The organism is Pseudomonas sp. MWU16-30322, from assembly GCF_020515535.1.
In the GTDB taxonomy this organism is placed as follows: domain Bacteria; phylum Pseudomonadota; class Gammaproteobacteria; order Pseudomonadales; family Pseudomonadaceae; genus Aquipseudomonas; species Aquipseudomonas fluorescens_H.
This window is the reverse complement of record NZ_JAIWYL010000004.1, coordinates 146,891-169,561: the sequence shown is the minus strand read 5'-3', so window position 1 is coordinate 169,561 and position 22,671 is coordinate 146,891. Positions and strand designations below refer to the sequence as shown.

General features: G+C 59.6%; 21 protein-coding genes and 4 tRNA genes. 5 read left to right on the top strand and 20 right to left on the bottom strand.

Features of this window, described 5'->3' with window-relative positions; translation table 11 throughout:
• Positions 1–22 precede the first annotated feature (22 nt).
• The 7 genes from rbsD to LCH64_RS09320 form a co-directional block, all read right to left on the bottom strand.
• Positions 23–427 carry a D-ribose pyranase gene (rbsD, locus tag LCH64_RS09350; RefSeq protein ID WP_226500045.1) on the bottom strand — a complete coding sequence of 135 codons (405 nt, stop codon included), beginning with the start codon at positions 425–427 and terminating at the stop codon, positions 23–25.
• Positions 424–1,341, bottom strand: a complete 918-nt coding sequence (gene rbsK / locus LCH64_RS09345; RefSeq protein WP_226500044.1) for a ribokinase — start codon at positions 1,339–1,341, stop codon at positions 424–426. Before rbsK ends, rbsD begins: the two co-directional genes overlap by 4 nt.
• Positions 1,342–1,365: 24 nt before the next feature.
• Positions 1,366–2,385, bottom strand: a complete 1,020-nt coding sequence (locus LCH64_RS09340) for a LacI family DNA-binding transcriptional regulator (protein ID WP_226500043.1) — start codon at positions 2,383–2,385, stop codon at positions 1,366–1,368.
• A gap of 3 nt (positions 2,386–2,388) precedes the next feature.
• Positions 2,389–3,366 (bottom strand): ABC transporter permease, encoded by a 978-nt coding sequence (locus LCH64_RS09335; protein WP_003226385.1) that lies wholly within the window; start codon positions 3,364–3,366, stop codon positions 2,389–2,391.
• Positions 3,363–4,916 carry a sugar ABC transporter ATP-binding protein gene (locus LCH64_RS09330; protein WP_103483617.1) on the bottom strand — a complete coding sequence of 518 codons (1,554 nt, stop codon included), beginning with the start codon at positions 4,914–4,916 and terminating at the stop codon, positions 3,363–3,365. The genes LCH64_RS09335 and LCH64_RS09330 overlap by 4 nt, the downstream gene beginning before the upstream one ends.
• Before the next feature lie 57 nt (positions 4,917–4,973).
• A complete protein-coding gene (locus LCH64_RS09325; protein WP_003226388.1) occupies positions 4,974–5,930 on the bottom strand; it encodes a sugar ABC transporter substrate-binding protein in 957 nt (318 codons plus the stop codon).
• 202 nt (positions 5,931–6,132) lie between these two features.
• Positions 6,133–6,588, bottom strand: a complete 456-nt coding sequence (locus LCH64_RS09320; RefSeq protein ID WP_226500042.1) for a hypothetical protein — start codon at positions 6,586–6,588, stop codon at positions 6,133–6,135.
• Between the two features lie 348 nt (positions 6,589–6,936).
• On the opposite strand from LCH64_RS09320, the gene LCH64_RS09315 reads away from it, so the two are divergent.
• From LCH64_RS09315 to LCH64_RS09305, 3 genes are all read left to right on the top strand, one after another.
• Entirely contained in the window at positions 6,937–8,025 is a 1,089-nt protein-coding gene (locus tag LCH64_RS09315) for an asparaginase (RefSeq protein WP_047597376.1), read from the top strand.
• Between the two features lie 178 nt (positions 8,026–8,203).
• Positions 8,204–8,494, top strand: a complete 291-nt coding sequence (locus tag LCH64_RS09310; protein ID WP_003226395.1) for a DUF1654 domain-containing protein — start codon at positions 8,204–8,206, stop codon at positions 8,492–8,494.
• Positions 8,495–8,498: 4 nt separating this feature from the next.
• Positions 8,499–9,188: an endonuclease I family protein gene (locus tag LCH64_RS09305; RefSeq protein ID WP_064588319.1), complete on the top strand. Its 690-nt coding sequence runs from the start codon at positions 8,499–8,501 to the stop codon at positions 9,186–9,188.
• A gap of 55 nt (positions 9,189–9,243) precedes the next feature.
• On the opposite strand, the gene LCH64_RS09300 is transcribed toward LCH64_RS09305, so the two are convergent.
• Positions 9,244–10,155 carry a siderophore-interacting protein gene (locus LCH64_RS09300; protein WP_226500041.1) on the bottom strand — a complete coding sequence of 304 codons (912 nt, stop codon included), beginning with the start codon at positions 10,153–10,155 and terminating at the stop codon, positions 9,244–9,246.
• 86 nt (positions 10,156–10,241) lie between these two features.
• Positions 10,242–10,610, bottom strand: coding sequence for an SPOR domain-containing protein (locus LCH64_RS09295; RefSeq protein WP_226500040.1), 369 nt, complete (start codon positions 10,608–10,610; stop codon positions 10,242–10,244).
• Between the two features lie 250 nt (positions 10,611–10,860).
• On the opposite strand from LCH64_RS09295, the gene csrA reads away from it, so the two are divergent.
• Complete coding sequence (gene csrA, locus LCH64_RS09290; protein WP_003179932.1) at positions 10,861–11,055, top strand: carbon storage regulator CsrA; 195 nt, start codon at positions 10,861–10,863, stop codon at positions 11,053–11,055.
• A 233-nt stretch (positions 11,056–11,288) separates the two neighbouring features.
• Here the strand turns inward: csrA and LCH64_RS09285 are convergent, their stop codons facing one another.
• Together LCH64_RS09285 and LCH64_RS09280 are read right to left on the bottom strand one after the other, a co-directional pair.
• A complete protein-coding gene (locus LCH64_RS09285) occupies positions 11,289–11,744 on the bottom strand; it encodes a DUF2214 family protein (RefSeq protein ID WP_226500039.1) in 456 nt (151 codons plus the stop codon).
• A 523-nt stretch (positions 11,745–12,267) separates the two neighbouring features.
• A tRNA-Val gene (locus LCH64_RS09280) sits at positions 12,268–12,344 on the bottom strand.
• Positions 12,345–12,528: 184 nt separating this feature from the next.
• On the opposite strand from LCH64_RS09280, the gene LCH64_RS09275 reads away from it, so the two are divergent.
• On the top strand, positions 12,529–13,812 hold the full coding sequence (locus LCH64_RS09275; protein WP_003226404.1) for an FAD-binding oxidoreductase: 1,284 nt from the start codon (positions 12,529–12,531) through the stop codon (positions 13,810–13,812).
• Between the two features lie 147 nt (positions 13,813–13,959).
• On the opposite strand, the gene LCH64_RS09270 is transcribed toward LCH64_RS09275, so the two are convergent.
• The 9 genes from LCH64_RS09270 to LCH64_RS09230 all read right to left on the bottom strand — a co-directional run bounded on the left by LCH64_RS09270 (position 13,960) and on the right by LCH64_RS09230 (position 22,613).
• Positions 13,960–14,931 carry an XdhC family protein gene (locus LCH64_RS09270; RefSeq protein WP_226500038.1) on the bottom strand — a complete coding sequence of 324 codons (972 nt, stop codon included), beginning with the start codon at positions 14,929–14,931 and terminating at the stop codon, positions 13,960–13,962.
• Position 14,932: 1 nt separating this feature from the next.
• Complete coding sequence (locus tag LCH64_RS09265) at positions 14,933–16,168, bottom strand: cytochrome c (RefSeq protein ID WP_226500037.1); 1,236 nt, start codon at positions 16,166–16,168, stop codon at positions 14,933–14,935.
• 2 nt (positions 16,169–16,170) lie between these two features.
• Complete coding sequence (locus LCH64_RS09260; protein WP_003226408.1) at positions 16,171–16,710, bottom strand: (2Fe-2S)-binding protein; 540 nt, start codon at positions 16,708–16,710, stop codon at positions 16,171–16,173.
• Complete coding sequence (locus LCH64_RS09255) at positions 16,703–19,534, bottom strand: xanthine dehydrogenase family protein molybdopterin-binding subunit (protein WP_139055549.1); 2,832 nt, start codon at positions 19,532–19,534, stop codon at positions 16,703–16,705. The genes LCH64_RS09260 and LCH64_RS09255 overlap by 8 nt, the downstream gene beginning before the upstream one ends.
• 499 nt (positions 19,535–20,033) lie before the next feature.
• A tRNA-Asp gene (locus tag LCH64_RS09250) sits at positions 20,034–20,110 on the bottom strand.
• Between the two features lie 94 nt (positions 20,111–20,204).
• Positions 20,205–20,281, bottom strand: a tRNA-Asp gene (locus tag LCH64_RS09245).
• Positions 20,282–20,336: 55 nt separating this feature from the next.
• Positions 20,337–20,412: transfer RNA gene (locus LCH64_RS09240), tRNA-Val, on the bottom strand.
• A 216-nt stretch (positions 20,413–20,628) separates the two neighbouring features.
• Positions 20,629–21,405 carry an SDR family oxidoreductase gene (locus LCH64_RS09235; protein WP_003226413.1) on the bottom strand — a complete coding sequence of 259 codons (777 nt, stop codon included), beginning with the start codon at positions 21,403–21,405 and terminating at the stop codon, positions 20,629–20,631.
• Entirely contained in the window at positions 21,402–22,613 is a 1,212-nt protein-coding gene (locus tag LCH64_RS09230; RefSeq protein WP_226500036.1) for an O-succinylhomoserine sulfhydrylase, read from the bottom strand. The genes LCH64_RS09235 and LCH64_RS09230 overlap by 4 nt, the downstream gene beginning before the upstream one ends.
• Positions 22,614–22,671: the final 58 nt, after the last annotated feature.

Genomic DNA, 22,671 nt, shown 5'->3' with positions numbered 1-22,671 from the left:
AATGAAAGGGTCGAAAACCCGATTAGAACGTTACCCCGGCCACCAGCACGATGTTGCAGTACGGCTGACATTCGCCTGTACGAACAATCGCCCGTGCCTGTCGGCTGAGAACCTTGAATTGCTCATGAGTCAGCAGATCGCGCCGACCGAGAGCGCCCTCTTCTTGCAACTCATCCAGCACGGCCAATGCAGTCGGCCGCTTGGCGAGGATTTCGTTGGCCAGCACATGGCGCTCCACCTGCATCTCACTGAGCACGACTTTCAGCGTGCCGATGAAATCCGGAACACCGTGGGTCAGGGCCAGATCGATCAACTCGACACCTGGCGGCACCGGCAGTCCGGCATCACCGATGACTACCATGTCGCCATGGCCCAGGGAGGCGATCAGCCGCGACAACGCGACGTTGAGCAGTGGAGTCTTTTTCATGCGGGTTTGAACGCCTGTACGTCGGACATCGTTGGAATGGAAGGTTGTGCGCCGGCCCGGGTCACAGACAATGCTGCCGCGATCTGCCCGTAACGGATTGCCTCGGCCTCGGATTTGCCACTGGCGAGCGCCGCGGCAAAACCGCCGACGAAGGTATCGCCCGCGGCGGTGGTATCGACGGCCTTCACTTTCGGCGCCGGGAAATGCTCGAACCCTTTGCCATTGGCAAACAGTGAACCTTGCGCACCGAGGGTAATGATGACCTTGCCCGCGCCCATGGTAATCAGCTGGCTGGCCGCGCTTTCTGCGGTTTCCAACGAATCGACTGGCAACCCGCTCAACGCAGCGGCTTCACTTTCGTTGGGGATCAGGTAGTCGATGGCGGCAAACCAGTCTGCCGGCAGCGGACGACTGGCCGGCGCCGGATTGAGGATCACGGTCTTGCCCAGCGCACGTGCGCGCTTGAGCGCATGACCCACCGTCGCATCCGGGATCTCCAGCTGACAGATAACCACGTCGGCCGCCTGCAGCACCGCATCAAAGCGGTCAATCACGGCCGGGGTCATTGCACCGTTGGCGCCGGCGACGATCACGATGGCGTTCTGACTGTTGTCATCCACCACGATCAGCGCCACACCACTGGAATCCTCAACCGTGCTCACAGCGTGACAATCGATGTGCTCGGCCAGCAACGCGTCGCGCAATTGCACGCCGTAGTCATCGTTGCCAACACAGCCGACCATCGCCACTTGTGCCCCCAGACGCGCAGCAGCGACTGCCTGATTGGCGCCCTTGCCGCCGGACACGGTGGCAAAGGAATGACCGATCAGCGTCTCCCCACCCTTGGGCAGCCGTGGCGCCCGGGTGACCAGGTCCATGTTCAGGCTGCCTATTACCACTACATTTGCTGGCATACATCACTACTCGTCAATTCGGTTTCAGCGGTACTCGGTGAACACGCCGGACAGCGGCGCAGTCGATTCGCGCAAGACAATACTCGGGGTCACGATCCGTTGATCGGTGACCAGGCTCGGGGTAGCAATCCTTCGCAGCAGCACTTCGGCAGCCATTTCGCCCAACTGCAGGATCGACTGGCCGACAGTGGTCAGCGCCGGGTACACATAGCGGCTCATCTGGATATCGTCGAAACCGATCACCGACAGTTCGCTTGGCACGCGCACATTGCGCTCCGCCGCCGCACGCAGCACACCGATACCGATCATGTCGTTACCAGCGAAGATCGCGCTTGGCGGATTGCTTTGGAGCAGGATCGCCGCTGCGTTGTAGCCGCCGGTACTGGTGAAATCGCTTTCCAGTATCCGCTCGGGACGCACCATGACTCCCGCCTCCTTCAGCGCCCGACAAAAACCGGCCTGACGCATTTGCGCCACGCTGGTACTCGACGGACCACCGATGGTGGCGATGTCACGATGCCCCAACTCCAGCAGGTGACGAGTCGCCAGATAGGCGCCATATTCATGATCAATGCGCACCAGATCCGCATCCACGCCTTCAAGCCCCCGGTCGACGATGACCATTGGCGTTTTCACGCCCGCCAGTCCTTGTGCCAGACCGGTATCGCCACCCGCGGAGGCGACGATCAGACCGTCGATGCGCTTTTCCAGCAGCACACGCAAATAGCTGCGCTGTTTTTCCGGGTTGTCATCAGAGTTGCAGAGGATCACGCAGTAGCCGTTACGCTCGCAGTAATCCTCGATACCCCGCGCCAACTCGGCAAAATACGGGTTGAGGCTGTTGGGCACCAATAAGCCAATGGTCGCAGTAGTCTTGGCCTTCAGCGAGCGCGCCACCGCACTCGGCACGTAATCGAGGGTTTTGATGGCCGCCTCGACTTTCAGCCGCACTTCCTGACTGACCGGGCGAGTCTTGTTCACCACGTGAGAAACCGTGGTGTAGGAAATCCCCGCGAGCGCCGCCACATCCTTGATCGTTGCCATTTCTTAGCCCCGTCGACTGGCGCGCTGGCTGCGATAGGTATCGAGCACCACCGCAATGACAATCACCGCGCCGGTGATGATGCGCTTGGTTGGCTCGGTGGCACCGATCTGCGCCAGACCGGCGGCCAGTACCGAAATGATCAACACGCCAAAGAAGGTGCTGATCACCGACCCACGGCCACCCATCAGACTGGTGCCACCGATCACCACGGCGGCGATCACTTGCAGCTCAAGGCCAGAACCAGCATTCGGGTCCGCCGCTTCCAGACGGGAAATCTGGAACAGCGCGGCGATACCAGCGAGCAGGCCCATCAGGCTGAACACCAGAATCTTGTACGGCTTGGGATTGATCCCGGCCAGACGCACCGCTTCTTCGTTGGTGCCGATACCGATCAGGTAACGACCGAACACGGTGCGGGTCAGTACAGCTTGCGCAATGAAGATCACCAGCAAGGCAATGATGAACGACGGCGAAATGCCGAACGCGATCGGGTTCGACAGCCAGGCAAACGAATCACCGATGTAGGCGGTGCGCGAACCGGTCATCTGATACGCCAGGCCACGGGCCATTTCCAGCACACCGAGCGAAACGATGAATGACGGAATGCGCCACGCCACGGTGATCGAACCGGTCACCGTACCTGCCAGTGCCGCCACCGCCATGCCGAGCAATGCGGCTGGCAACACGCCCCAGCCCCAACCGAGAATCGCCACGCTGACCGTCGAGGCGGCAAGCGCCAGCACTGAACCGACCGACAGATCGATGCCGCCGATGATCAGTACAAAGGTCATGCCCACCGCCAGCACCATCAGATCGGGGATCTGGTTGGCCAGCGTGCTGAAAGTGTCATAGGACAGAAAGTGGCTGCTCATCATCGAGAACAGCGCCACCATCGCCAACAAGGCCCCGGCCAGGCCCAGATAGGTGCCCAGACCGTAGAAATTGCCACTACGTTTGCCGGCAGAAGATGCAGTTTTCATGGGAGATCCCTAGGCGCCGCTTCATTGAGCAACGCATCACGTTTTTGGTAGCCGGCGAACGCGGCGGCAAGCAAATCATCCTGGGTCCAGCTGTCGCGCTCGAAGGTGTCGATCAAACGCCCTGCCGACAGCACACCGATCCGGTCGCAGATCAGCATCAGCTCGCGCAGGTCACTGGAAACCACCACCAGTGCCTTGCCCTGACGCGTCAACTCGCCCAGCAAGGCGTAGATATCGAACTTGGCACCGACGTCGATACCGCGAGTCGGCTCGTCGAACAACAGCACCGAGCAATCGCGCTCCAGCCAACGACCGATCACCACTTTCTGCTGGTTGCCGCCGGACAATTCCGACACCAATTGTGTCGGGCTGGAACTGCGGATGCGCATGGCGTCGATCTGACGCTGCGCCAGGGAAATTTCGTCGCTGGCATTGACGATCCCTGCCCTGGAAATCTCCGGCATGTTGCCCAGGGCGATGTTGGCGCTGATCGATTGACTGAGCAGCAGGCCTTCGCCCTTTCGGTCTTCGGTGATCAAGGCAATGCCATGCTTCACCGCATCAACCGGCGAACGCACATTGACTACCTGCGCCGGCGAACCCAGCGCAATCGTGCCGCTGTCGGCCAGATCGGCGCCAAAGATCAGTCGCAGCAATTCGGTGCGCCCTGCCCCGATCAGCCCGGAAATCCCGAAGATCTCGCCGGCACGCACTTCGAAGGAAACATCACGCACCTTGTCGGAGCGGGTCAAGCCCTTGACCGTCAGTGCCGGGGCGCCGATCTTGCGCGGGCCCATGTCGATGTGTTCGCCCAGTTCGCGGCCGACCATCAAGGTGACCAGTTGCTCACTGTTGTAGTTGGCCATCGGCTCGACGCAGACCAGATTGCCATCACGCAGCACGGCAATGCGCTGCGCGACGCGCGCCAGCTCTTCGAGACGGTGGGAGATATAGATGATGGAGACGCCACGCGCCTGCAAACGAGTGATCTGCTCGAAGAGCATTTCCACCTCGCGGGCGGTGAGCATCGCGGTCGGTTCATCGAGGATAAGCACATGGCAATCGCCGATCAGGTTGCGCGCGATTTCGACCATCTGTTGATGGCCAATGCCCAGTTCGCCGACCAGGGTGTCGGGGTCAATGGCGTCGAGGCCGACCTGTGCCATGGCTTCGATCGCGGCTTTGCGCAATTGCTTGCGACTGATCCAGCCGCCGTTGCTGGGCAGATTGTCGAGAAACAGGTTTTCCGCCACCGACAGGGTCGGCAGCAGATTGAGTTCTTGCATGACCATGCGCACGCCAAGCTCTTCGGCCTGGGTGCGACTGCCCGGACGGTAGTCCTTGCCCTGGAATTGCATCTGACCGGTGGTGGGCGTAACCAGCCCCCCAATGATCTTCGACAGCGTGCTTTTGCCGGCGCCATTCTCGCCGGTCAGCGCCAGCACTTCACCGCGCATCAGCGTCAAGTCGATGCCCGTGAGCACCGGTTGCGCATAGGTCTTACCGATACCGCTGACCGAGAGGACAGCGTTCGGGGCGGAAACTGACATAAAAAACTCTCCATGCGCTCGTCCGGACGGACGAGCGCCGTTGTGTCGCCGGAAGACTTACTTGGTGACCAGCTCGACTGGCGTTTCGATCACGCCATTGACGCCACTGTCGACTTTTTCGCCCTTGAGGATTTTCAGCGCAGTCTCGATACCGAACACGGCCTGCTTGGCAGCGAACTGATCGGCCGTCGCCAGCACACGACCATCCTTGAGCATCGGCTTGATCGCATTGATGTTGTCGTAACCGACCACTTGGACCTTGCCCGCCTTGCCGGCAGCGCGCACAGCGGAAACAGCGCCAACGGCCATGCTGTCGTTACCCGCCAGCAGCGCCTTCACATCCGGGTATTCGCTGAGAATCGACGCGGCAACCTTGTTGCCCTTGTCGATCTCCCAGTCGCCGGATTGCAGCGACACCACCTTGATCTGCGCCGCCTCCATCGCATCCTTGAAGCCTGCGGTGCGTTGCTGGGCGTTGGTGGTGGTGGATACGCCTTCGATGATGCCGACTTCGTCACCGGCCTTCAGTTGCTTGGCCAGGTATTCGCCGACCAGACGTGCACCTTTACGGTTATCCGGGCCTACGAAAGGCACGCTGATGTTTTTGCTTTTGACGATCTGCGGATCGAGCTGGTTGTCGATGTTGATCACGGTGATGCCGGCATCGACGGCTTTCTTGATCACCGGCACCATGGCTTTGGAATCGGACGGCGCGATGACCAGCGCGTTGACCTTGGCCAGAATCATCTGCTCGACGATGCGGGTCTGGCCGGCGGTATCGGTCTCGTCCTTGATGCCGTTGGAGATCAGGTCGAAGTCGGCGGAGTGTTCTTTCTGGTAGGCCTTGGCGCCATCTTCCATGGTCAGGAAGAATTCGTTGGCCAGGGATTTCATGACCAGTGCGACTTTGGGTTTTTCCGGGGACTCGGCGAAGGCCGAAGAGACAGGTAGCGCGGCGGCTGCGGCAGCCAGCATAGCGACAGCAAGAAGACGTCCAGCGAATGGCAGCTTCATGGGTTCACTCCGATCTTATGATTATTGTGAGCAACGCTCGCGCTGGCGTAAGCTTCAGCGCTGTCGCCGGAGCAATAGCGCACCGGAAAAGCCGCGCAAACGTTTGCGTAGACCGAACTATGCGAATCCCGCCGACATTTGTCAACAATCAGAAATCGTCGTTGTATTGCGGGGCGCAATCGTCTGATTCGCCCCTTACCGCTCAGGCCGTGGTGCTGACCAGGTTGCCGCTGGTGGAATCCTTGGACATTTCCTTGACCAGCGCCGCCGCCACTTGCATCAGCTCCCCGCTGGTTTGTGCAATCTGTCCCTGGACCGACATGACCGCCTGCGACTTGGCCTCAGGTGTTGGATAGCTCGCGGCCTGGGCTGCAGCCAGTTGCTGTTGCTGCTCCTGCAGTTGCTTTTGCAATTCCTGCATGCGTTTGAGCAGCATTTTCACGGTGACGCTCAGATTATCGCCGCTGTCAGCGCTATCCGCCTTGCTGGCTTCTTGCGCAGGACCACCAGTGCGGACTTGATTGCTCGGTTCTTTTTCAACGCCAAGCGCCTCGTCGGCCGCATCTGCTTCCGCCTGGTTCATTGCATTGATTGTCGCTGCGGTTTTACCGCCAATGGTGACTGAGCCGGGATTTGAAAAACCGATCGTCAGTGACATGTGAACTCCCTAAATAAACGTTTCCTTCCACAGCCATCGGCCTGCTGACGGGTTTCTTTAGCAGAGAACCTGAACCGGCAAGCCGTTGCGGTCGCCAGGAGGTGTAGTCCCTTTCGGTGAACCGAACACGAAAGCTTTCTTTGTTCGGAAACCCGGATAAGCCATTCACTCAAGAATCCGCCAACTTACAAAATATTGATATAAATCATCAGGTTAAACATTTCTCTAAAGCAAAGTAGCGCTGGTACAGATCCTGCTCCCTAGCCTGCACCTCGGGCATTCAGATCGGCTCGGGGCGCATCTAGATGAACCTGCATCAGCACCGTCTCACTACTAGAGAGAAAAATAATGAAATCTGCTTTCAACACCTTGGTTCCGGGCGCTTTGGCCCTCCTCCTGCTCCTGCCAACTGCCCTTCAGGCAAAAGAAGTCGAAACCCAGACCAAACTCGCCAACGTCGTGGTGCTTGCCACGGGCGGCACCATTGCCGGTGCCGGCGCCAGCGCCGCCAACAGCGCCACCTATCAGGCGGCCAAGGTCGGCATTGAACAACTGATCGCCGGCATCCCCGAGCTGAGCAAACTGGCGAACGTGCGTGGCGAACAGGTCATGCAGATCGCCTCGGAAAGCATCACCAACGACAACCTGCTGCAACTCGGGCGCCGCGTATCCGAACTGGCCGACAGCAAAGACGTCGATGGCATCGTCATCACCCACGGCACCGATACCCTGGAAGAAACCGCCTACTTCCTGAACCTGGTGGAAAAAACCGACAAGCCGATCATCGTGGTCGGCTCGATGCGTCCGGGCACCGCCATGTCGGCGGACGGCATGCTCAACCTGTACAACGCCGTCGCCGTCGCCAGCAGCAAAGATGCGCGCGGCAAAGGCGTGCTGGTGACCATGAACGATGAGATCCAGTCCGGTCGCGACGTGAGCAAGATGATCAACATCAAGACCGAGGCGTTCAAAAGCCCTTGGGGCCCATTGGGCATGGTGGTTGAAGGCAAATCCTACTGGTTCCGCTTGCCAGCCAAACGCCACACCATGGATTCGGAATTCGACATCAAGAACATCAAGAGCCTGCCTGACGTAGAAATCGCCTACTCCTACGGCAATGTCGACGACACCGCCTACAAGGCTCTGGCCCAGGCCGGCGCCAAAGCCATCATCCACGCCGGTACCGGCAATGGCTCGGTGTCCTCCCGCGTTGTGCCATCCCTGCAAGCCCTGCGTAAAGATGGCGTGCAGATCATCCGCTCTTCCCACGTCAACGCCGGCGGTTTCGTCCTGCGCAACGCCGAACAGCCTGACGACAAGTACGACTGGGTGGTCGCTCACGACCTGAACCCGCAAAAAGCCCGCATCCTGGCTATGGTCGCCCTGACCAAAACCAACGACAGCAAAGAGCTGCAACGGATGTTCTGGGAATACTGATTGGCCTTCGCCTGACCCTGTCCGGGTCGGGCAACCTGCTTACCACTCGCCCACACGGCGGGTGGTGCTGCCGCCTACGCTGAGCGCGAATTTTTCGTACAAAATAATCGACCCGACCTACACCAAAATCGGAAAAGCGCTGTCAGAGGATTTTCTTGAATTTTAAGCAGTTGCGAAAATGCTTACAGTTAAATACTGTATGCACGTACAGCTTAATAAGGATAACCTCGTGGCCACCTCTCCTGATGCTCCTGACGCTTACGAACGCATGGGCATGCGCGTTCAGAAAATCATCAATTCCCCTACCGCACAAAAAGCCAAAGCCGCACTGATCTTCCGTCTGCCGGACGAGCCTGTGGATGCATGGGAGCAACTGCTCGAGGAAATCGACGAGAACGACAACGTCACACTCGCCTATCGCGACGATGGCGGCGTGCAGATTTTTTGGGTTGTGCCGAAGGAAGATTGATTCAATGAGTGTCCGCTGTTTTGCTTTGCTGTTGCTGTTCATCGCTTTTGGCGCCCAGGCTGGCGCACCCCGCACCTTTACCGAGGCCAAGAAGGTCGCCTGGAAACTGTATGCACCGCAGTCCACCGAGTTTTACTGCGGGTGCAAGTACACCGGCAACAAGGTGGACTTGAAGGCTTGCGGCTACGTACCACGTAAAAACGCCAAGCGCGCTTCGCGCATTGAATGGGAGCACATTGTCCCGGCGTGGGAGTTCGGTCACCAGCGCCAATGCTGGCAGTCGGGCGGACGCAAGAACTGCACCCGCTATGACCCGAGCTATCAGAAAGCCGAGGCCGATCTGCACAACCTGGTGCCGAGTATTGGTGAGGTCAACGGTGATCGCAGCAACTTCAGTTATGGCTGGCTGCCGGTGCAATCCGGACAGTACGGATCGTGCCTGACCCAGGTCGACTTCAAGGCCAAGAAGGTCATGCCTCGCCCGTCGATTCGCGGCATGATCGCTCGCACCTATTTCTACATGAGCAAGCAATACGGCTTGCGCCTTTCGAAACAGGATCGGCAGTTGTACGAGGCGTGGGACAAGACCTACCCGGTGCAGGACTGGGAACGTCAACGCAATCAGAGCGTGGCGTGCGTGATGGGACGCGGCAATGAATTCGTCGGCCCGGTAAACTTGAAAGCCTGCGGCTGATCCTTCAGCCCAAAAGAAAAGGCCTCGAACGTGGTGTTCGAGGCCTTTTTTGCTTTTAGCTGCCAGCTTTGTTGTAGCGCCAGTAGCCCATCAGATTGAGTGACTCGCGCGGGATACCGCATTCCTTGATCAGGTATTTACGCAGGCGCATGACGGCAGCGCTTTCTCCGGCAATCCAGCCATAGAATCCTGCAGGGGCGGTGTTGGCGATCTCCCAAAGAATGTTTTCGTCGATATCGACCTCGGCCAGTTCAGCGACCTGCCCGAGTGATTGGCCCTCTGTTGGCCGGACCCCGTGCATCACCGCTTCCACCATCAGCGCTCCAGCCACTGTTGCTGGCGCCTGATCGCGAACCAGCCACTGCACTGTCAGCCCGGGCCAATCCGGCACCGAGAGCATGTCTTGCGCACTGTCCACCTCAAAGAACGCCTGAGTCCGGGGCGGCTCGTACATGGCAGCCAGCTCTTCGAGAATCCCCATCGCAGCCGGCAATGCCGTGGCATCAGCCACCAGCAAAACCTCCTTGAGCACCTGCGGCGGTTTCCATTCGAATCCTCCGGCGTCCTGTGCCGAAAACTCGCTGTCGGGAGCAAGAATCTGCAAAGACGCTCCCGGCTGCGCATGCAGCGCCCAGCGCGAAGCGGGGCCGGTCTCGCCATGCAGAACGAAATCGATATCGACCTCACCCTGTTCGGCGCGCAAATGACGGATGGTGTAAGTGCGCATTGCTGGTCGACGACTCGCGAGCATCGAGCGAAAACGGGCGTACCAGCCCTCTTCCTGCGCAAGATTTGCGGGTGTTCCATCTTCAGCGGGGAAAAACAGTTTGATCCGCTGATCAGGCGCCCAGGTGGCCATCCCACTGATTGAGGGGTCGGTCAGCGTGATCCGCATCAGGTGCGGACTCAAGAGGGTCTTGCGATGCAGAACTGCATTGAAGAGTGTGTAGGGAGCGGCGGAGGCCATGCGGAGCTCCTTCGAGAAATCGTGATTGACTCGTATAAGACGAGTCACCTGCGATGTCCTTTAGGCCGCTCCGCTGAATGTGCTGCTTACGGCGCGAGCGGATGCTCCACGATGACCGACTCGACATTCTGCTTCTTGGCTTTCACCAATGCTGCATCCACTTCTACCTTGCGAGCTTGCGCCTCGGCCTGGGAGTTGAACGGACCGATCAGGATCCGTGTCTTGCCGCTGCTGTCCTTGATCACGGTCGGCACGAATGCATGCTCGATCAACCAGCCACTCAGATCGCTGACAGCCTGGGGCGTTTCGCCGCGTACTTCGAGGTCCCACTGCGGAGCAGATGCCGCAGCAGTCGCGGCCGCGACTGTCGTTTTCGGCTTCTGCACATCTACACTCTTGCCTTCACCACACCCTGCCAATGCCAGTGCCGCGACCATCCAGACCAATTTGCGCACAACGCTTTCCTCGAAAATCACAAAGCGCCGATCTTAACATTCATAAATACTTCGCGAGGCCCGCAAAATGGGCACAAAACAACGAGATTGATGATTGCAGCCTCTGTATAGTTACGCCCTGGGAATTAATGCCACATCTGCGCGTCAGAAAGAGGCACCCAAACCGTGAGACTTCGCACTAATCTATACGTACCACCGACCTCTGCACTGTCTGAATCAGGTGCCCTACAAAGCAATCAAGGAGAAGACCATGCTGATACTCACCCGCAAAGTCGGTGAAAGCATAAACATTGGTGATGACATCACCATCACCATCCTCGGCGTAAGCGGTCAGCAAGTCCGTATCGGCATCAACGCCCCGAAAAACGTTGCCGTGCACCGTGAAGAGATCTATCAGCGCATTCAGGCTGGCCTGACCGCCCCGGACAAGCCACAAACGCCTTGAGCCACCCCGCAGTCAGTAGCCAGTTCGTTTGCCTCTGCGTAATGACTGGCTAAAAATTCACGCGCCGTATTGCCATCCGCTCCCCAGTCCACTCACTGGGCACGGCGCCTGACACATGCCCTTCCTCTCCGCTTCATTCGCTCCCTTCCCTCTCCCCAGCAGCGCGATACTACCTGCGACTGCCAAGCTTGGCTGTCAGACATTTCCGAGAGAACACAGAGAATTGCTCCCTGCTAGCCGAACGTCACGCCGCGCGCCATGCCGGTGGCTGCAATCACCATCAATACCAACAGCAGCGCCTCGATGTGACTGAACCGTGCATACAGCTTTGCACGCCCGGTATCGAACGCCTTGCCCCGCGCCAACGCGATCCGCCACTTGATCAGCGTGATCATCGGCGCCAGCTCAATCAGCAGAATCAGTACGAACAACGCCATCTTCAAATGAAACAACGGCTGATGCAGATAGTAGTCAGTGCCCTTTTCAAATCCGCCGAAGGCGCGCATTCCCCCGGTCACCAGCAGAACCAGCGCGGCAATCCCCCACAGATTATCGGCGAGCAAAACACGCCTGGCCTCGCCGACACCCGCCGCCATGCGACTGAACGCCGTACCACGAGTCAATACCGCCCAGAAGCCCAAGGCAAAAGCCAATAGATGAATTGCGGCAAGAAACCAGTGAGCCAGCATCGACGAACTCCTTTGAGAAAGCCCTGGAAAGGCCAGTCAGTAGTAGTCGAAAAATCGAGGCTTCGCCCATGCGCGATCGTGGATCGCGGGAGGCTTCGCGCGAAAGCTGGGGGAACAAAGACAGGGATTGCCAAATCGCAGGCAAAAAAAATCCCAAGCAGCTGATGGAAGCTTGGGATTTAAAAATGCATAAACCGTGGTGGTGAACGCGGGGCAGATGTTACTGAAGTTCACGAACAGCAACAACATTTTTTTGATAACCGGTCGGTTAAAAATACCGGTAAGCCCTTCAATATCCACACTTTTTCGACGGATCCAAAAAAGAACAGAACGCCATATCAGCAGGTCGTGTTATTTCGAAACACGCTAAGCGCTTGGGTAACGGAAGCGGCGAAGTGTCGAGGGGTGCGCTGAGGTGGGGGTTTTGAAAAAGTTTTGCAAAAGTTTTGCAAATCGCAGACAACAAAAAAGGGCCCACCTTTCGGTGAGCCCTTCTAGACCGCCCAGCAGAGCGGATTTTGTTTGGTAGGCGCGATTGGACTCGAACCAACGACCCCCACCATGTCAAGGTGGTGCTCTAACCAACTGAGCTACGTGCCTGCTGTGAGGCGGCATTCTACGGAATTCCGGAGGGGTGTCAACACCTTTTTTTCACCTAACCCTATGAATATGCAAAATATTTAATTTCGGGCCGGTAGAGAAGATTTTTCCGGTGGCTGGCGGAGGTTTTTCAACTCGGGTAGGATCGACGCACTCGTAAAATATATTAAACAGAGGCTGCAGGATGGCGAACACCCCTTACCCAGAGTCTTATTACGCTGCGTCGGCCAATGCCGTACCGCCACGTCCGGCCTTGCAGGATGATGTGGAGACGGATGTCTGTGTGATCGGCGCCGGGTACACCGGGCTGTCCTCGGCGTTGTTTCTGCTGGAGAACGGTTTTCGCGTGACGGTACTGGAAGCGGCCAAGGTCGGCTTCGGTGCGTCGGGGCGTAATGGCGGGCAGATCGTCAACAGCTACAGCCGCGACATCGACGTCATCGAGCGCAGCGTTGGCCCCAAGCAGGCGCAACTGCTCGGGCAGATGGCCTTCGAGGGGGGCCGGATCATTCGTGAGCGCGTCGCCAAGTACAACATCCAGTGCGACCTGAAGGACGGCGGCGTGTTCGCCGCGCTGACGACCAAGCAGATGGGCCATCTGGAATCGCAGAAACGCCTGTGGGAGCGTTTCGGCCATACCCAACTGGAACTGCTCGACCAGCGCCGCATTCGCGAAGTGGTCGCCTGCGATCAATACGTCGGCGGCATGCTCGACATGAGCGGCGGCCACATTCATCCGCTGAACCTGGCCCTCGGCGAAGCCGCTGCAGTGGAATCCCTCGGCGGCACGATCTATGAGCAGTCGCCAGCCGTGCGCATCGAGCGCGGCGCCAACCCCGTGGTGCACACGCCGCAAGGCAAGGTCAGGGCCAAGTTCATCATCGTTGCCGGCAACGCCTACCTCGGCAATCTGGTGCCGGAACTGGCGGCGAAATCCATGCCGTGCGGCACCCAGGTGATCACCACCGAACCGCTGGGCGATGAATTGGCGAAAACCCTGCTGCCGCAGGACTACTGCGTCGAAGACTGCAACTATCTGCTCGACTACTACCGCCTGACGGGCGACAAGCGCCTGATCTTCGGCGGCGGCGTGGTGTATGGTGCGCGGGATCCAGCGAACATCGAAGCGATCATCCGCCCGAAAATGCTCAAGGCATTCCCGCAACTCAAGGACGTGAAGATCGATTACGCCTGGACCGGCAATTTCCTGCTGACCCTGTCGCGTCTGCCGCAGGTTGGGCGCCTTGGCGACAACATCTACTACTCGCAAGGCTGCAGCGGCCATGGTGTGACGTACACGCATCTGGCCGGCAAAGTGCTGGCCGAAGCATTGCGTGGTCAGGCCGAGCGATTTGATGCATTTGCCGATCTGCCGCATTACCCGTTCCCGGGCGGGCAGTTGCTGCGTACGCCATTTGCGGCGCTGGGTGCGTGGTATTACGGATTGCGTGACAAGCTGGGTTTCTGATCAGTTTTCTTGACTGGCAAACAACTGTGGCGAGGGAGCTTGCTCCCGCCGGGTCGCGCAGCGGCCCCTCTTTTATCTAGAAAGAAGGCCTGCTGCGCAGTCCAGCGGGAGCAAGCTCCCTCGCCACAAATATTTGCAGAATTCAGATCAAAGTTGGTCTCGGGTAATTCCGCTACGAATCCGCAAGATATCCGCCAGCACCGCCAAAGCGATCTCCGCCGGCGTCTTGCTGCCCAGGTTAAGCCCGATCGGCGCATGAATCCGCGCCAGTTCTACCTCCCCCAGCCCCCCAATCCTGCGCAAGCGCTCGAAGCGTTTCTGCGAAGTCTGCTGCGACCCCATGACGCCGATGTAAAACGCCTCGGTGCGCACCGCTTCCATCATCGCCGGATCGTCGATGCGCGGATCATGGGTCAGCGCCACCACCGCGGTATCGCGATGACAACCGCCGTCAGCGATAAACACCGACGGCAGTTGCCGACGAATCTCCACGCCATTCAGTACGACGCCTTCGAGCACTTCATCACGCGGATCGCAGAGAATCACCTCGAAGCCGAGCCCCACCGCGAACTCGGCACAGGCCTGCGCCACGCTGGAGTAACCCGCCAGCAACAAGCGCTGAGCGGCACCGATGCGAATCCGCACCCGATCGATCTCGCGCTCGATGCGTGCGCCCTGCTCGCGATCAGCGAACAAACTGCGCACACCGCTGGCCAGATCGACTTCGCGAATCAAACGGCGCTGCCCAAGCAACGCCGATTCGAGTTCACGCAGATGCGCCTGCACCTCGCAACCGGCGTCAAATTTCTCAACCAGTACATCGAGAATGCCACCACAGGGCAGGCTGACCCGCGAGCGCGGATCATCGCCTTCACCGTAACGCACGACGTTGACCGCATCGAGAAACGCGCCCTCAGCCACGCGCTCGAGAAAGTCTTCCTCGACGCAACCACCGGACAGCGACCCGATCCACTGGCCGGTTTCGTTCACCGCCAGCAGCGAACCCGGCGCACGCGGCGCCGAGCCGTAGGTGGTCAGCACGGTGCAAAGCCAAATGCGCTGCCCCGCCACCGACCACTCCAGTGCCCGCCGCACAACCTGTAGATCGAGATGCTGCATGTCAGTGCGCCTTGTGCTCGACGGCCGGAGCGTCAGCCTGCAGTTTCTGCACGTCGCTCACCGCCAACGCTGCCGATTGACCGCCCCAGCCTTGCCGCAGGTAGTTCAGCAGATCGGTCAGCTGTTCAGCGCTGAGTTTCTCGGCGAAACCCGGCATCGGTTGCATGTGTTCGAACCCAGCGAATTTCTGCTCGCCGATGCCGTCCTCGATCACCCGCACCAGGTTGCGCGGATCTTCCAGACGCAGCGTGGTGTTGCCGCGCATGGCCACGGCGATGTGCGGTTTGCCTTCGCCACCGGCAGCATGACAACCGGCGCAGACGTTCAAATATTCCTGACGGCCGCGCTGGGCACTTGGGCTGAGTTTGTCCAGCGACACTTCAGCCAGCTCTTTGGCTACTGGTGGTTTGTCGCCGAGCAGGAACGTCGCCATCGCCGCCAGATCCTGATCGTTCAGGCCCTGGGTGCTGTTGTGAAACACCGGGAACATCTCGTTGAACATCGTGCCCTGGGCGCTCATGCCGTGCTTGAGGAACGTGCTCAGGTCCTGCTGATTCCAGCCGCGCGCCGCCAGATCGGTGGCGAGCAGGCTCGGTGCCAGATAACCGTTGAGGATGCCGCCGGTCAGGCGCTTGTCCAATTGCATCGCACCCGGCAGGCCGCGTGGCGTGTGGCATTCGCCGCAGTGGCCGAGCACCTCAACCATGTACTGACCGCGCTTCCAGGCTTCGCTTTTGCCTTCGCCCGACTCGAGTTTCAAGGCCTTGCCATACATCATGTTCCAGCCGATCAGGCCCGGACGCACGTTGAACGGAAAACTCAGGCTGGTGACCGGCGCAGCGCGCTCGATCGGCTCGATGGTTTTCAAGTAAGCGTGGATTGCATCCGAGTCTTCCCGAGGCACCAGGTGATACGAGGTGTAGGGCATCGCCGGATACAGATTCGCCCCGTCGCGACGCTTGCCTTCGGTCAGCGCAGCGAAGAATTCGTCATCGCTGTACAAGCCGATGCCGTGCTCTTTGCTCGGGGTAATGTTGGTGCCGTAGATCGTGCCGAACGGCGAGACGATCGGCAGCCCGCCGGCAAACGGCGCACCGCCCGGCGCGGTATGGCACGCCATGCAGTCGGCGGCGCGGGCGAGGTATTCGCCGCGCTTGACCTGATCATCAGCGTGAGCAAACAACACCGGTGCAGCCAGCCCGACCGCCAGGGTCAGGCGGGTCAATAGATGCTTCATGCTCAACCCTCCTTGACCAGGCCGAGATCGGTCAGCACGTTGCGCGTGGCGTTGTAGTAACGCACGTACCCGGTGCAACGGCAGATGTGGTGGCCGAGGCTGTCCTCGATGACTTTTTCCAGTTGGCTTTTGACGATCGGCTGGCGCTGCAGCTTCTCTACCAGCACCGTCGCGGCGTTGACGAAGCCCGGCGCGCAGTAGCTGCACTGGAAGGCGAATTCGTCGACGAAGCGCTGCTGGATCGGGTTCAGCTCGGTGACCTGACCACTCTCATCACGCTTGGCGTGACTTTCGATGGTGCGGACTTTCTTGCCTTCGAAGTAATGCGCGCCAGTGATGCAGGTGCGCACTTCTTCGCTGGTGCCGTCCGGGTTGTCGACGATCACCACGCAGGCGTGGCAAATGCCCTGGCCGCAGCCCAGGCGCGAACCGGTGAGGTTCTTGTATTCGTGCAGATAGTCGATCATCGGCAGGTCATCAGGGATGTCCACCGGGCCGACGGATTGACCATTGAGGGTCAGTTGAAGCGGACGGTTAGCCATTGAGGGCCTCCTTGATGCGCGCAGCAGTGATTGGCAGATCGCGAACACGTTTACCGATGGCGTGCGCCACGGCGTTACCGATGGCACCGACCACCGGGATCATCACCACTTCGGCGATGCCTTTGGACGGATCGCTTGGCGACAGCGGCGGCAGAATCTCCGCAGTCTGCTTCCACACCGCCACGTGACGGGCCATCGGCAGGCGATAACGGTTGAAGTTCCAGTCACCCTCCCCCGGCCCGCCTTCGTACAGCGGCATCTCTTCCATCAGCGCATGACCAATGCCCATGGCGATCCCGCCTTCGAGCTGGCCCTTGACCAGTTCTTCGACCAGCACCCGACCGCACTCGACCCACGAGTGGTGGTTGAGCACTTCGACTTCCGCCGAGCCTTTGTTGACCTTGAGCTCTACCAGCGTCGCCACCGGGCTGTAGTAAGTCACCGCGGCGTTGTTCAACTGGACCACCGGGTAGTTGATGTTCTGACGATCCAACAGGTGGAAACCCGCTGTGCTCATCAGCGCTTTCTTCGCCTTCGGCGCGCCATCACCGTACTTCACTGCCAGACCGTCGAGCGGCAGACGCTCGCGCACGCCGTCGATGCTGTATTCGGCCTCGGCCCAGCTCCAGCGGTTGAATGCGTGAACGGTGGCACCGGTCACCAGACCACGCTCGTGAGCATGCTTGGCCAGCTCTTCGAAGCTCAATGGCTGCATACCGTTGGCAGTGAGTTTGCCGTCGACCCAATGCGCATCTTCACGACGCACGACATAAGGGTTGGCTTGACCGCCGTAAGGCCCTTGGCGCCAGATCTCCATGGCCGCCGGCCACAAACCGTTGTTGAACAGCACGCGCGCCGCTTCACGGGTGGCGTGGCTGAAGTAGTAAGCCGAGTTGGTCGCGGACGACGCCGAGGCCAACTTGCCGACCCAGCGCGGGTTGCGCAGCAGGTTGTCCTGCTCGGCCTGGCTCATGATGTAAGGGTTGCCGCTGGTGATCAGCTGCATTTCCTTCCATTCGGTTTCGCCGGTCTTGACGTCGTGTGCCGGGCTACCGAGGAAGTCGGCAACAACCAGCGCTTGCGAAGTGGACATGCCGGTGCCGATTTCGATACCGATGTGACGCAGGGTGATGCGCCCCTCGGCGGTGAACTCGATACTGGCCATCGGCGCTTCGGAGCCGGTGCCGAAGTCTTTCTGGCAAATCGCGAAACCCACGCCGTACCAGTTGTCCGGGTCGGCGGCTTCGCGCTGTTTCTTGATCGCGTCGCGGTTTTTCCAGACTTCGTGCACCGAGGCCTTGTCGAGAATCTCGTGCAGGCGCAGAGCACCGGCCGGAATCGCGCCCTGGGTGTTTTTCATGCCCGAACGCAAGGCGTTCTTGCGACGCAGATCAATCGCGTCGACACCGAGGCGATTGGCGATTTCGTCGACCATCATTTCGGTCGAGGCCATGCTTTGCAGGGTGCCGTAACCGCGCATCGAACCCGCTTCAACACCGCGCGAGTGGTAAGCGGTGACCTGCAGATCGTTCTGCGGCATGTAGTAGATCGACTGGGCTGCCGTGGCACCCACTGCCGCTACTGAAGGGCTGTAGTTGATTCGGCCGCCACCGTCGACGCTCATCTCGGCACGGAAAATCTTGAAGCTGTAGTCGTTCTTGTCCACCGCCAGTTGGTAGCGGATGTCGAACGGGTGGCGCTTGATGCCGCTCTGGAACTGCTCGTAGCGGTCATTGGCCAGACGGATCGGCACACCAGCGCCATACAGCGCAGCGAGGGCCGCGTAGTAGACGAAGATGTTGTGGTCTTTGGAACCGTAGCCCACGGTGTAGCCCGGGTGCATGTTCAGGTTCGCCAGGCCGAAGCGCGATGGCGCGATCATTTTCGCGGTTTCGGTCGCGGCTTCCAGCGGGCACTGAGTGGCGACCACGAAGTGCAGGGTCTTGGTTGCCGGGTCGTACCAGCCGTTACCGTTGTCTGGCTCCATGGCGGCCGGTTCGATCGACGGGGTTTTGTAACGTTCGTCGAACACCAGCCAGTTGTCCGGTGGCGTGTCGATCTGCTGCTTCATGCGATCGGCGTAGAACAGGCCGCGCTCGGTCAGGTTGCCGTGCAGGTTCGGCTGGGAATTCCATACCGGGCGACGGTTCTTCAGCATCGGGAACAGGATCGAGTCCTTGAGGCTGGCGAACTCGTCTTCGTCGGCCGAGGTCGGGCCGCCCACACGCACGTAGCGGAAGCTGCCATAGGGGTCGCCTTCGTAGTACGGCACTTGTGCACCGTAACGAATCGCCTTGTCATTGAATTTGAGTTTGTTCTTGGCCTGACGGAAACGCTCGAAATCGTTCCAGATCAGGATCGCCACCGGGTGACCGATGAACATCGGCACTTTGCCTTCCGGCAGCAACGGGTCCGGCGCGTGCTCTTCCGGGAAGACGATGCCGTCCTTGTCCAGATCGGCAGCGGTGACGATACGGTCAGGTTGCAAGTCGGCACCAAGCCACGACAGGTCGTAACCGGCGTAGATACGGTCAGCCTTGATGGTTTTCAGCAGCATGGCGTGGCCTTGCTGTTCAGGCCAGCCCGGCATGTCCTTGGAGCGAATGTCGCGGGCAAACACTTTGCTGCCGCAGACCTTGGACAGGGCGTCGTTACGTTGACGTGCCTTGCCGTTGTGGCCGAGCCACTTTTCGGACGGCACGGTTACGCTGTTTTCCATCAAGGCAGCCAGCGCCTGACTGCTGAGCGGCGTGAGCGTGACGCTCACACCCGCCACCAGCCCGCCCTGGAGGAACGAGCGCCGGGATATATCACGGTTGGACATGGATCATCCTCTGGGCGGTTATGTGTCCGCCCTTCTGGTTATCTACTGGGAATCTCGAGTCTTGCAGAAGCCCTTCTTGGCTAAACAAAGGGCGTGTTGACAGTGCAAAGCTGACCGAAAGGTTAACTTTAAAGGTTTCTGAGCGTCCGGCAAACAACCAGTTACAAAAATTTGACTAAAGAATCAAAAAATCAATGCGACGTGGCACCGCAGCAGATCGCCGGGTAAACCGACAACCCACTGTGGGAGCGGGCTTGCTCGCGAAGGTGTGGTGTCAGGCAGCCCATTTTTAACTGACATACCGCTTTCGCGAGCAAGCCCGCTCCCACAAGGGAATTTGTAATGGAGTCAGGGTGTGGGCAGGAGGAAAAGGAGGGAAATAGCAAATTTCAGACACAAAAAACCCCGGTCTTTCGACCAGGGTCTTTGCTATCGATTCCGAAACAACCAACGGTTGCTTTCGGTGTTTCAAGGCGTTCAGCGGTCCTTGAAACAGATATGGCGCAGCGGACGGGACTCGAACCCGCGACCCCCGGCGTGACAGGCCGGTATTCTAACCGACTGAACTACCGCTGCGTATCGCTTTGAGCTTGCGCTCAAGTAACTCGTTTTGACTGAAAGCTTCGGTGCTTTTCAATCGCGAACCAGACAGCGTCTGACTCGTAAAATATGGCGCAGCGGACGGGACTCGAACCCGCGACCCCCGGCGTGACAGGCCGGTATTCTAACCGACTGAACTACCGCTGCGCGTCGGTGGAGGCACTTTCAGCCTACCTCTTGCTTGCGCAAGTTTCTCGGGGAGTGGTGGGTGATGACGGGATCGAACCGCCGACATTCTGCTTGTAAGGCAGACGCTCTCCCAGCTGAGCTAATCACCCGTTTGCATCTCCGAGGCCGCGAAATTTACGCAGGTAGCGAACCTAAGTCAATAGCAGGATTGAAGTTTTTCTGAAAAAGACAAAATTGCTTCCTACCTGCGAGACCGCCTTCGCGAGCAAGCCCGCTCCCACAGGGAAATGCATTCCTCATGTGGGAGCGAGCTTGCTCGCGAAGACGGCAGCCCATTTGACGCAAATTCAGGAGAAGAACGCGATCTACTCGGTGTAAATCATCTTCTTGGTCATGCCACCATCAACGACGAATTCCTGCCCGGTGACAAAACCGGCATTGCGCGACAACAGCCACGCCACCATCGCCGCCACATCCTCGACCGTCCCTACCCTGCCCGCCGGATGCTGCGCATGATCGGCATCGGCCAGCGGCTCGGCACGGCGTGCGGATGGATCCCGTGCATCGATCCAGCCCGGACTGACCGCATTGACGCGAATCTCCGGCCCGAGGCTGATCGCCAACGCATGGGTCAACGCCAACAAGCCGCCCTTGCTCGCCGCATACGCCTCGGAATCAGCCTCCGACTGCCGCGCACGGGTCGAGGCCAGATTGACGATCGAGCCGTTATGCGCGCGCAGATACGGCGCACAGTGTTTGGCCAGCAACATCGGCCCACTGAGATTGACCGCCAGCACCCGGTTCCAGTAAGCCAGATCAAGACTTTCCAGAGTGATGTTATGCGGATCAGCCACCGCCGCGTTGCACACCAACGCATCGAGACGACCAAACTGCCCAAGCACTTCGGCGACACCCAGCGCGACCTGGCTCTCATCCGCCACGTCCATGGCGATGAACCAGGCATTCTCGCCCAGCACCTTCGCCACTTTCGAACCGCGCACACGATCCAGATCGGTCAGCACCACTTGCCAGCCTTCGCTGATCAGCCAGGCAGCAATACCCAGACCGATGCCACGCGCAGCACCGGTGACCAACGCCACGCGGCCATGGGTCCCCGCCTTCGGAGTAGACAATTCGATCACAACGCCGCCAGACCGCGCGACAGGTCGGCCTGCAGGTCCGCCACGTCTTCCAGACCGACCGCGATGCGGATCAGGCTGTCACGAATCCCTGCGGCTTCACGCTCCTGTGGCGCCAGACGGCCATGGGAGGTGGTGCTCGGATGGGTGATGGTGGTTTTGCTGTCACCGAGGTTGGCGGTGATCGAGATCAAGCGAGTGGCGTCGATAAAGCGCCACGCGCCCTCTTTGCCGCCCTTGACCTCGAAACTCACCACCGCACCGAAGCCCTTCTGCTGACGCTGGGCCAGTTCATGCTGCGGATGGCTCTTGAGACCGGCGTAATGAACCTTCTCGATACCGTCCTGCTGCTCCAGCCATTCGGCCAGTTGCTGGGCGTTGGCGCAGTGCGCCTTCATCCGCAGATTCAGGGTTTCCAGGCCCTTGAGGAAGATCCAGGCGTTGAACGGGCTCAGTGTCGGCCCGGCGGTGCGCAGGAAACCGACAACTTCTTTCATCTGCTCGCTGCGACCAGCCACCACACCGCCCATGCAACGGCCCTGACCGTCGATGAACTTGGTCGCCGAGTGCACGATGATGTCCGCGCCGAGTTTCAGCGGCTGCTGCAAGGCAGGCGTGCAGAAGCAGTTGTCGACCACCAGCATCGCGCCTTTGGCGTGAGCGATTTCCGCCAGCGCGGCGATATCCACCAGCTCAGCCAGCGGGTTGGACGGCGACTCGACGAACAGCAGCCTGGTGTTCGGCTTGATCGCCACCTCCCAACCCGACAGGTCGGCCAGCGGCACGTAGTCGACTTGCACACCGAAACGCTTGAAGTACTTCTCGAACAGACTGATGGTCGAACCGAACACGCTGCGCGACACCAGGACGTGATCACCGGCGCTGCACAGGCTCATCACGACAGCCATGATCGCGGCCATGCCCGTGGCGGTGGCGACCGCTTGTTCGGCGCCTTCCAGCGCGGCGATACGCTCTTCGAACGCGCGCACGGTCGGGTTGGTGTAGCGCGAGTAAACGTTGCCCGGCACTTCCCCGGCAAACCGCGCAGCCGCGTCGGCGGCGGTACGGAACACGTAGCTGGAAGTGAAGAACATCGGATCACCGTGTTCGCCTTCCGGCGTACGGTGCTGACCGGCACGTACGGCCAGGGTATCGAACGCTACGCCTTCGAGGTCGCTGTCCAGCCGACCGGCATCCCATTCCTGACTCATGCTGTCACTCCTTGCCCTGTTCTGAATAAATGAAAGTCTTTTGCCAGATACAAAACCG

Excerpts from the sequence above, each read along its gene's own strand:
- LCH64_RS09320 (WP_226500042.1), bottom strand. The coding sequence starts at position 6,588 with ATGTCACTGACGATCGGTTTTTCAAATCCCGGCTCAGTCACCATTGGC.
- LCH64_RS09330 (WP_103483617.1), bottom strand. The coding sequence starts at position 4,916 with ATGTCAGTTTCCGCCCCGAACGCTGTCCTCTCGGTCAGCGGTATCGGT.
- LCH64_RS09335 (WP_003226385.1), bottom strand. The coding sequence starts at position 3,366 with ATGAAAACTGCATCTTCTGCCGGCAAACGTAGTGGCAATTTCTACGGT.
- rbsD (WP_226500045.1), bottom strand. The coding sequence starts at position 427 with ATGAAAAAGACTCCACTGCTCAACGTCGCGTTGTCGCGGCTGATCGCC.
- LCH64_RS09305 (WP_064588319.1), top strand. The coding sequence starts at position 8,499 with ATGAGTGTCCGCTGTTTTGCTTTGCTGTTGCTGTTCATCGCTTTTGGC.
- LCH64_RS09270 (WP_226500038.1), bottom strand. The coding sequence starts at position 14,931 with ATGCAGCATCTCGATCTACAGGTTGTGCGGCGGGCACTGGAGTGGTCG.
- LCH64_RS09325 (WP_003226388.1), bottom strand. The coding sequence starts at position 5,930 with ATGAAGCTGCCATTCGCTGGACGTCTTCTTGCTGTCGCTATGCTGGCT.
- LCH64_RS09310 (WP_003226395.1), top strand. The coding sequence starts at position 8,204 with ATGCTTACAGTTAAATACTGTATGCACGTACAGCTTAATAAGGATAAC.
- csrA (WP_003179932.1), top strand. The coding sequence starts at position 10,861 with ATGCTGATACTCACCCGCAAAGTCGGTGAAAGCATAAACATTGGTGAT.
- LCH64_RS09230 (WP_226500036.1), bottom strand. The coding sequence starts at position 22,613 with ATGAGTCAGGAATGGGATGCCGGTCGGCTGGACAGCGACCTCGAAGGC.
- LCH64_RS09275 (WP_003226404.1), top strand. The coding sequence starts at position 12,529 with ATGGCGAACACCCCTTACCCAGAGTCTTATTACGCTGCGTCGGCCAAT.
- LCH64_RS09255 (WP_139055549.1), bottom strand. The coding sequence starts at position 19,534 with ATGTCCAACCGTGATATATCCCGGCGCTCGTTCCTCCAGGGCGGGCTG.
- rbsK (WP_226500044.1), bottom strand. The coding sequence starts at position 1,341 with ATGCCAGCAAATGTAGTGGTAATAGGCAGCCTGAACATGGACCTGGTC.
- LCH64_RS09300 (WP_226500041.1), bottom strand. The coding sequence starts at position 10,155 with ATGGCCTCCGCCGCTCCCTACACACTCTTCAATGCAGTTCTGCATCGC.
- LCH64_RS09340 (WP_226500043.1), bottom strand. The coding sequence starts at position 2,385 with ATGGCAACGATCAAGGATGTGGCGGCGCTCGCGGGGATTTCCTACACC.
- LCH64_RS09315 (WP_047597376.1), top strand. The coding sequence starts at position 6,937 with ATGAAATCTGCTTTCAACACCTTGGTTCCGGGCGCTTTGGCCCTCCTC.
- LCH64_RS09260 (WP_003226408.1), bottom strand. The coding sequence starts at position 16,710 with ATGGCTAACCGTCCGCTTCAACTGACCCTCAATGGTCAATCCGTCGGC.
- LCH64_RS09265 (WP_226500037.1), bottom strand. The coding sequence starts at position 16,168 with ATGAAGCATCTATTGACCCGCCTGACCCTGGCGGTCGGGCTGGCTGCA.
- LCH64_RS09285 (WP_226500039.1), bottom strand. The coding sequence starts at position 11,744 with ATGCTGGCTCACTGGTTTCTTGCCGCAATTCATCTATTGGCTTTTGCC.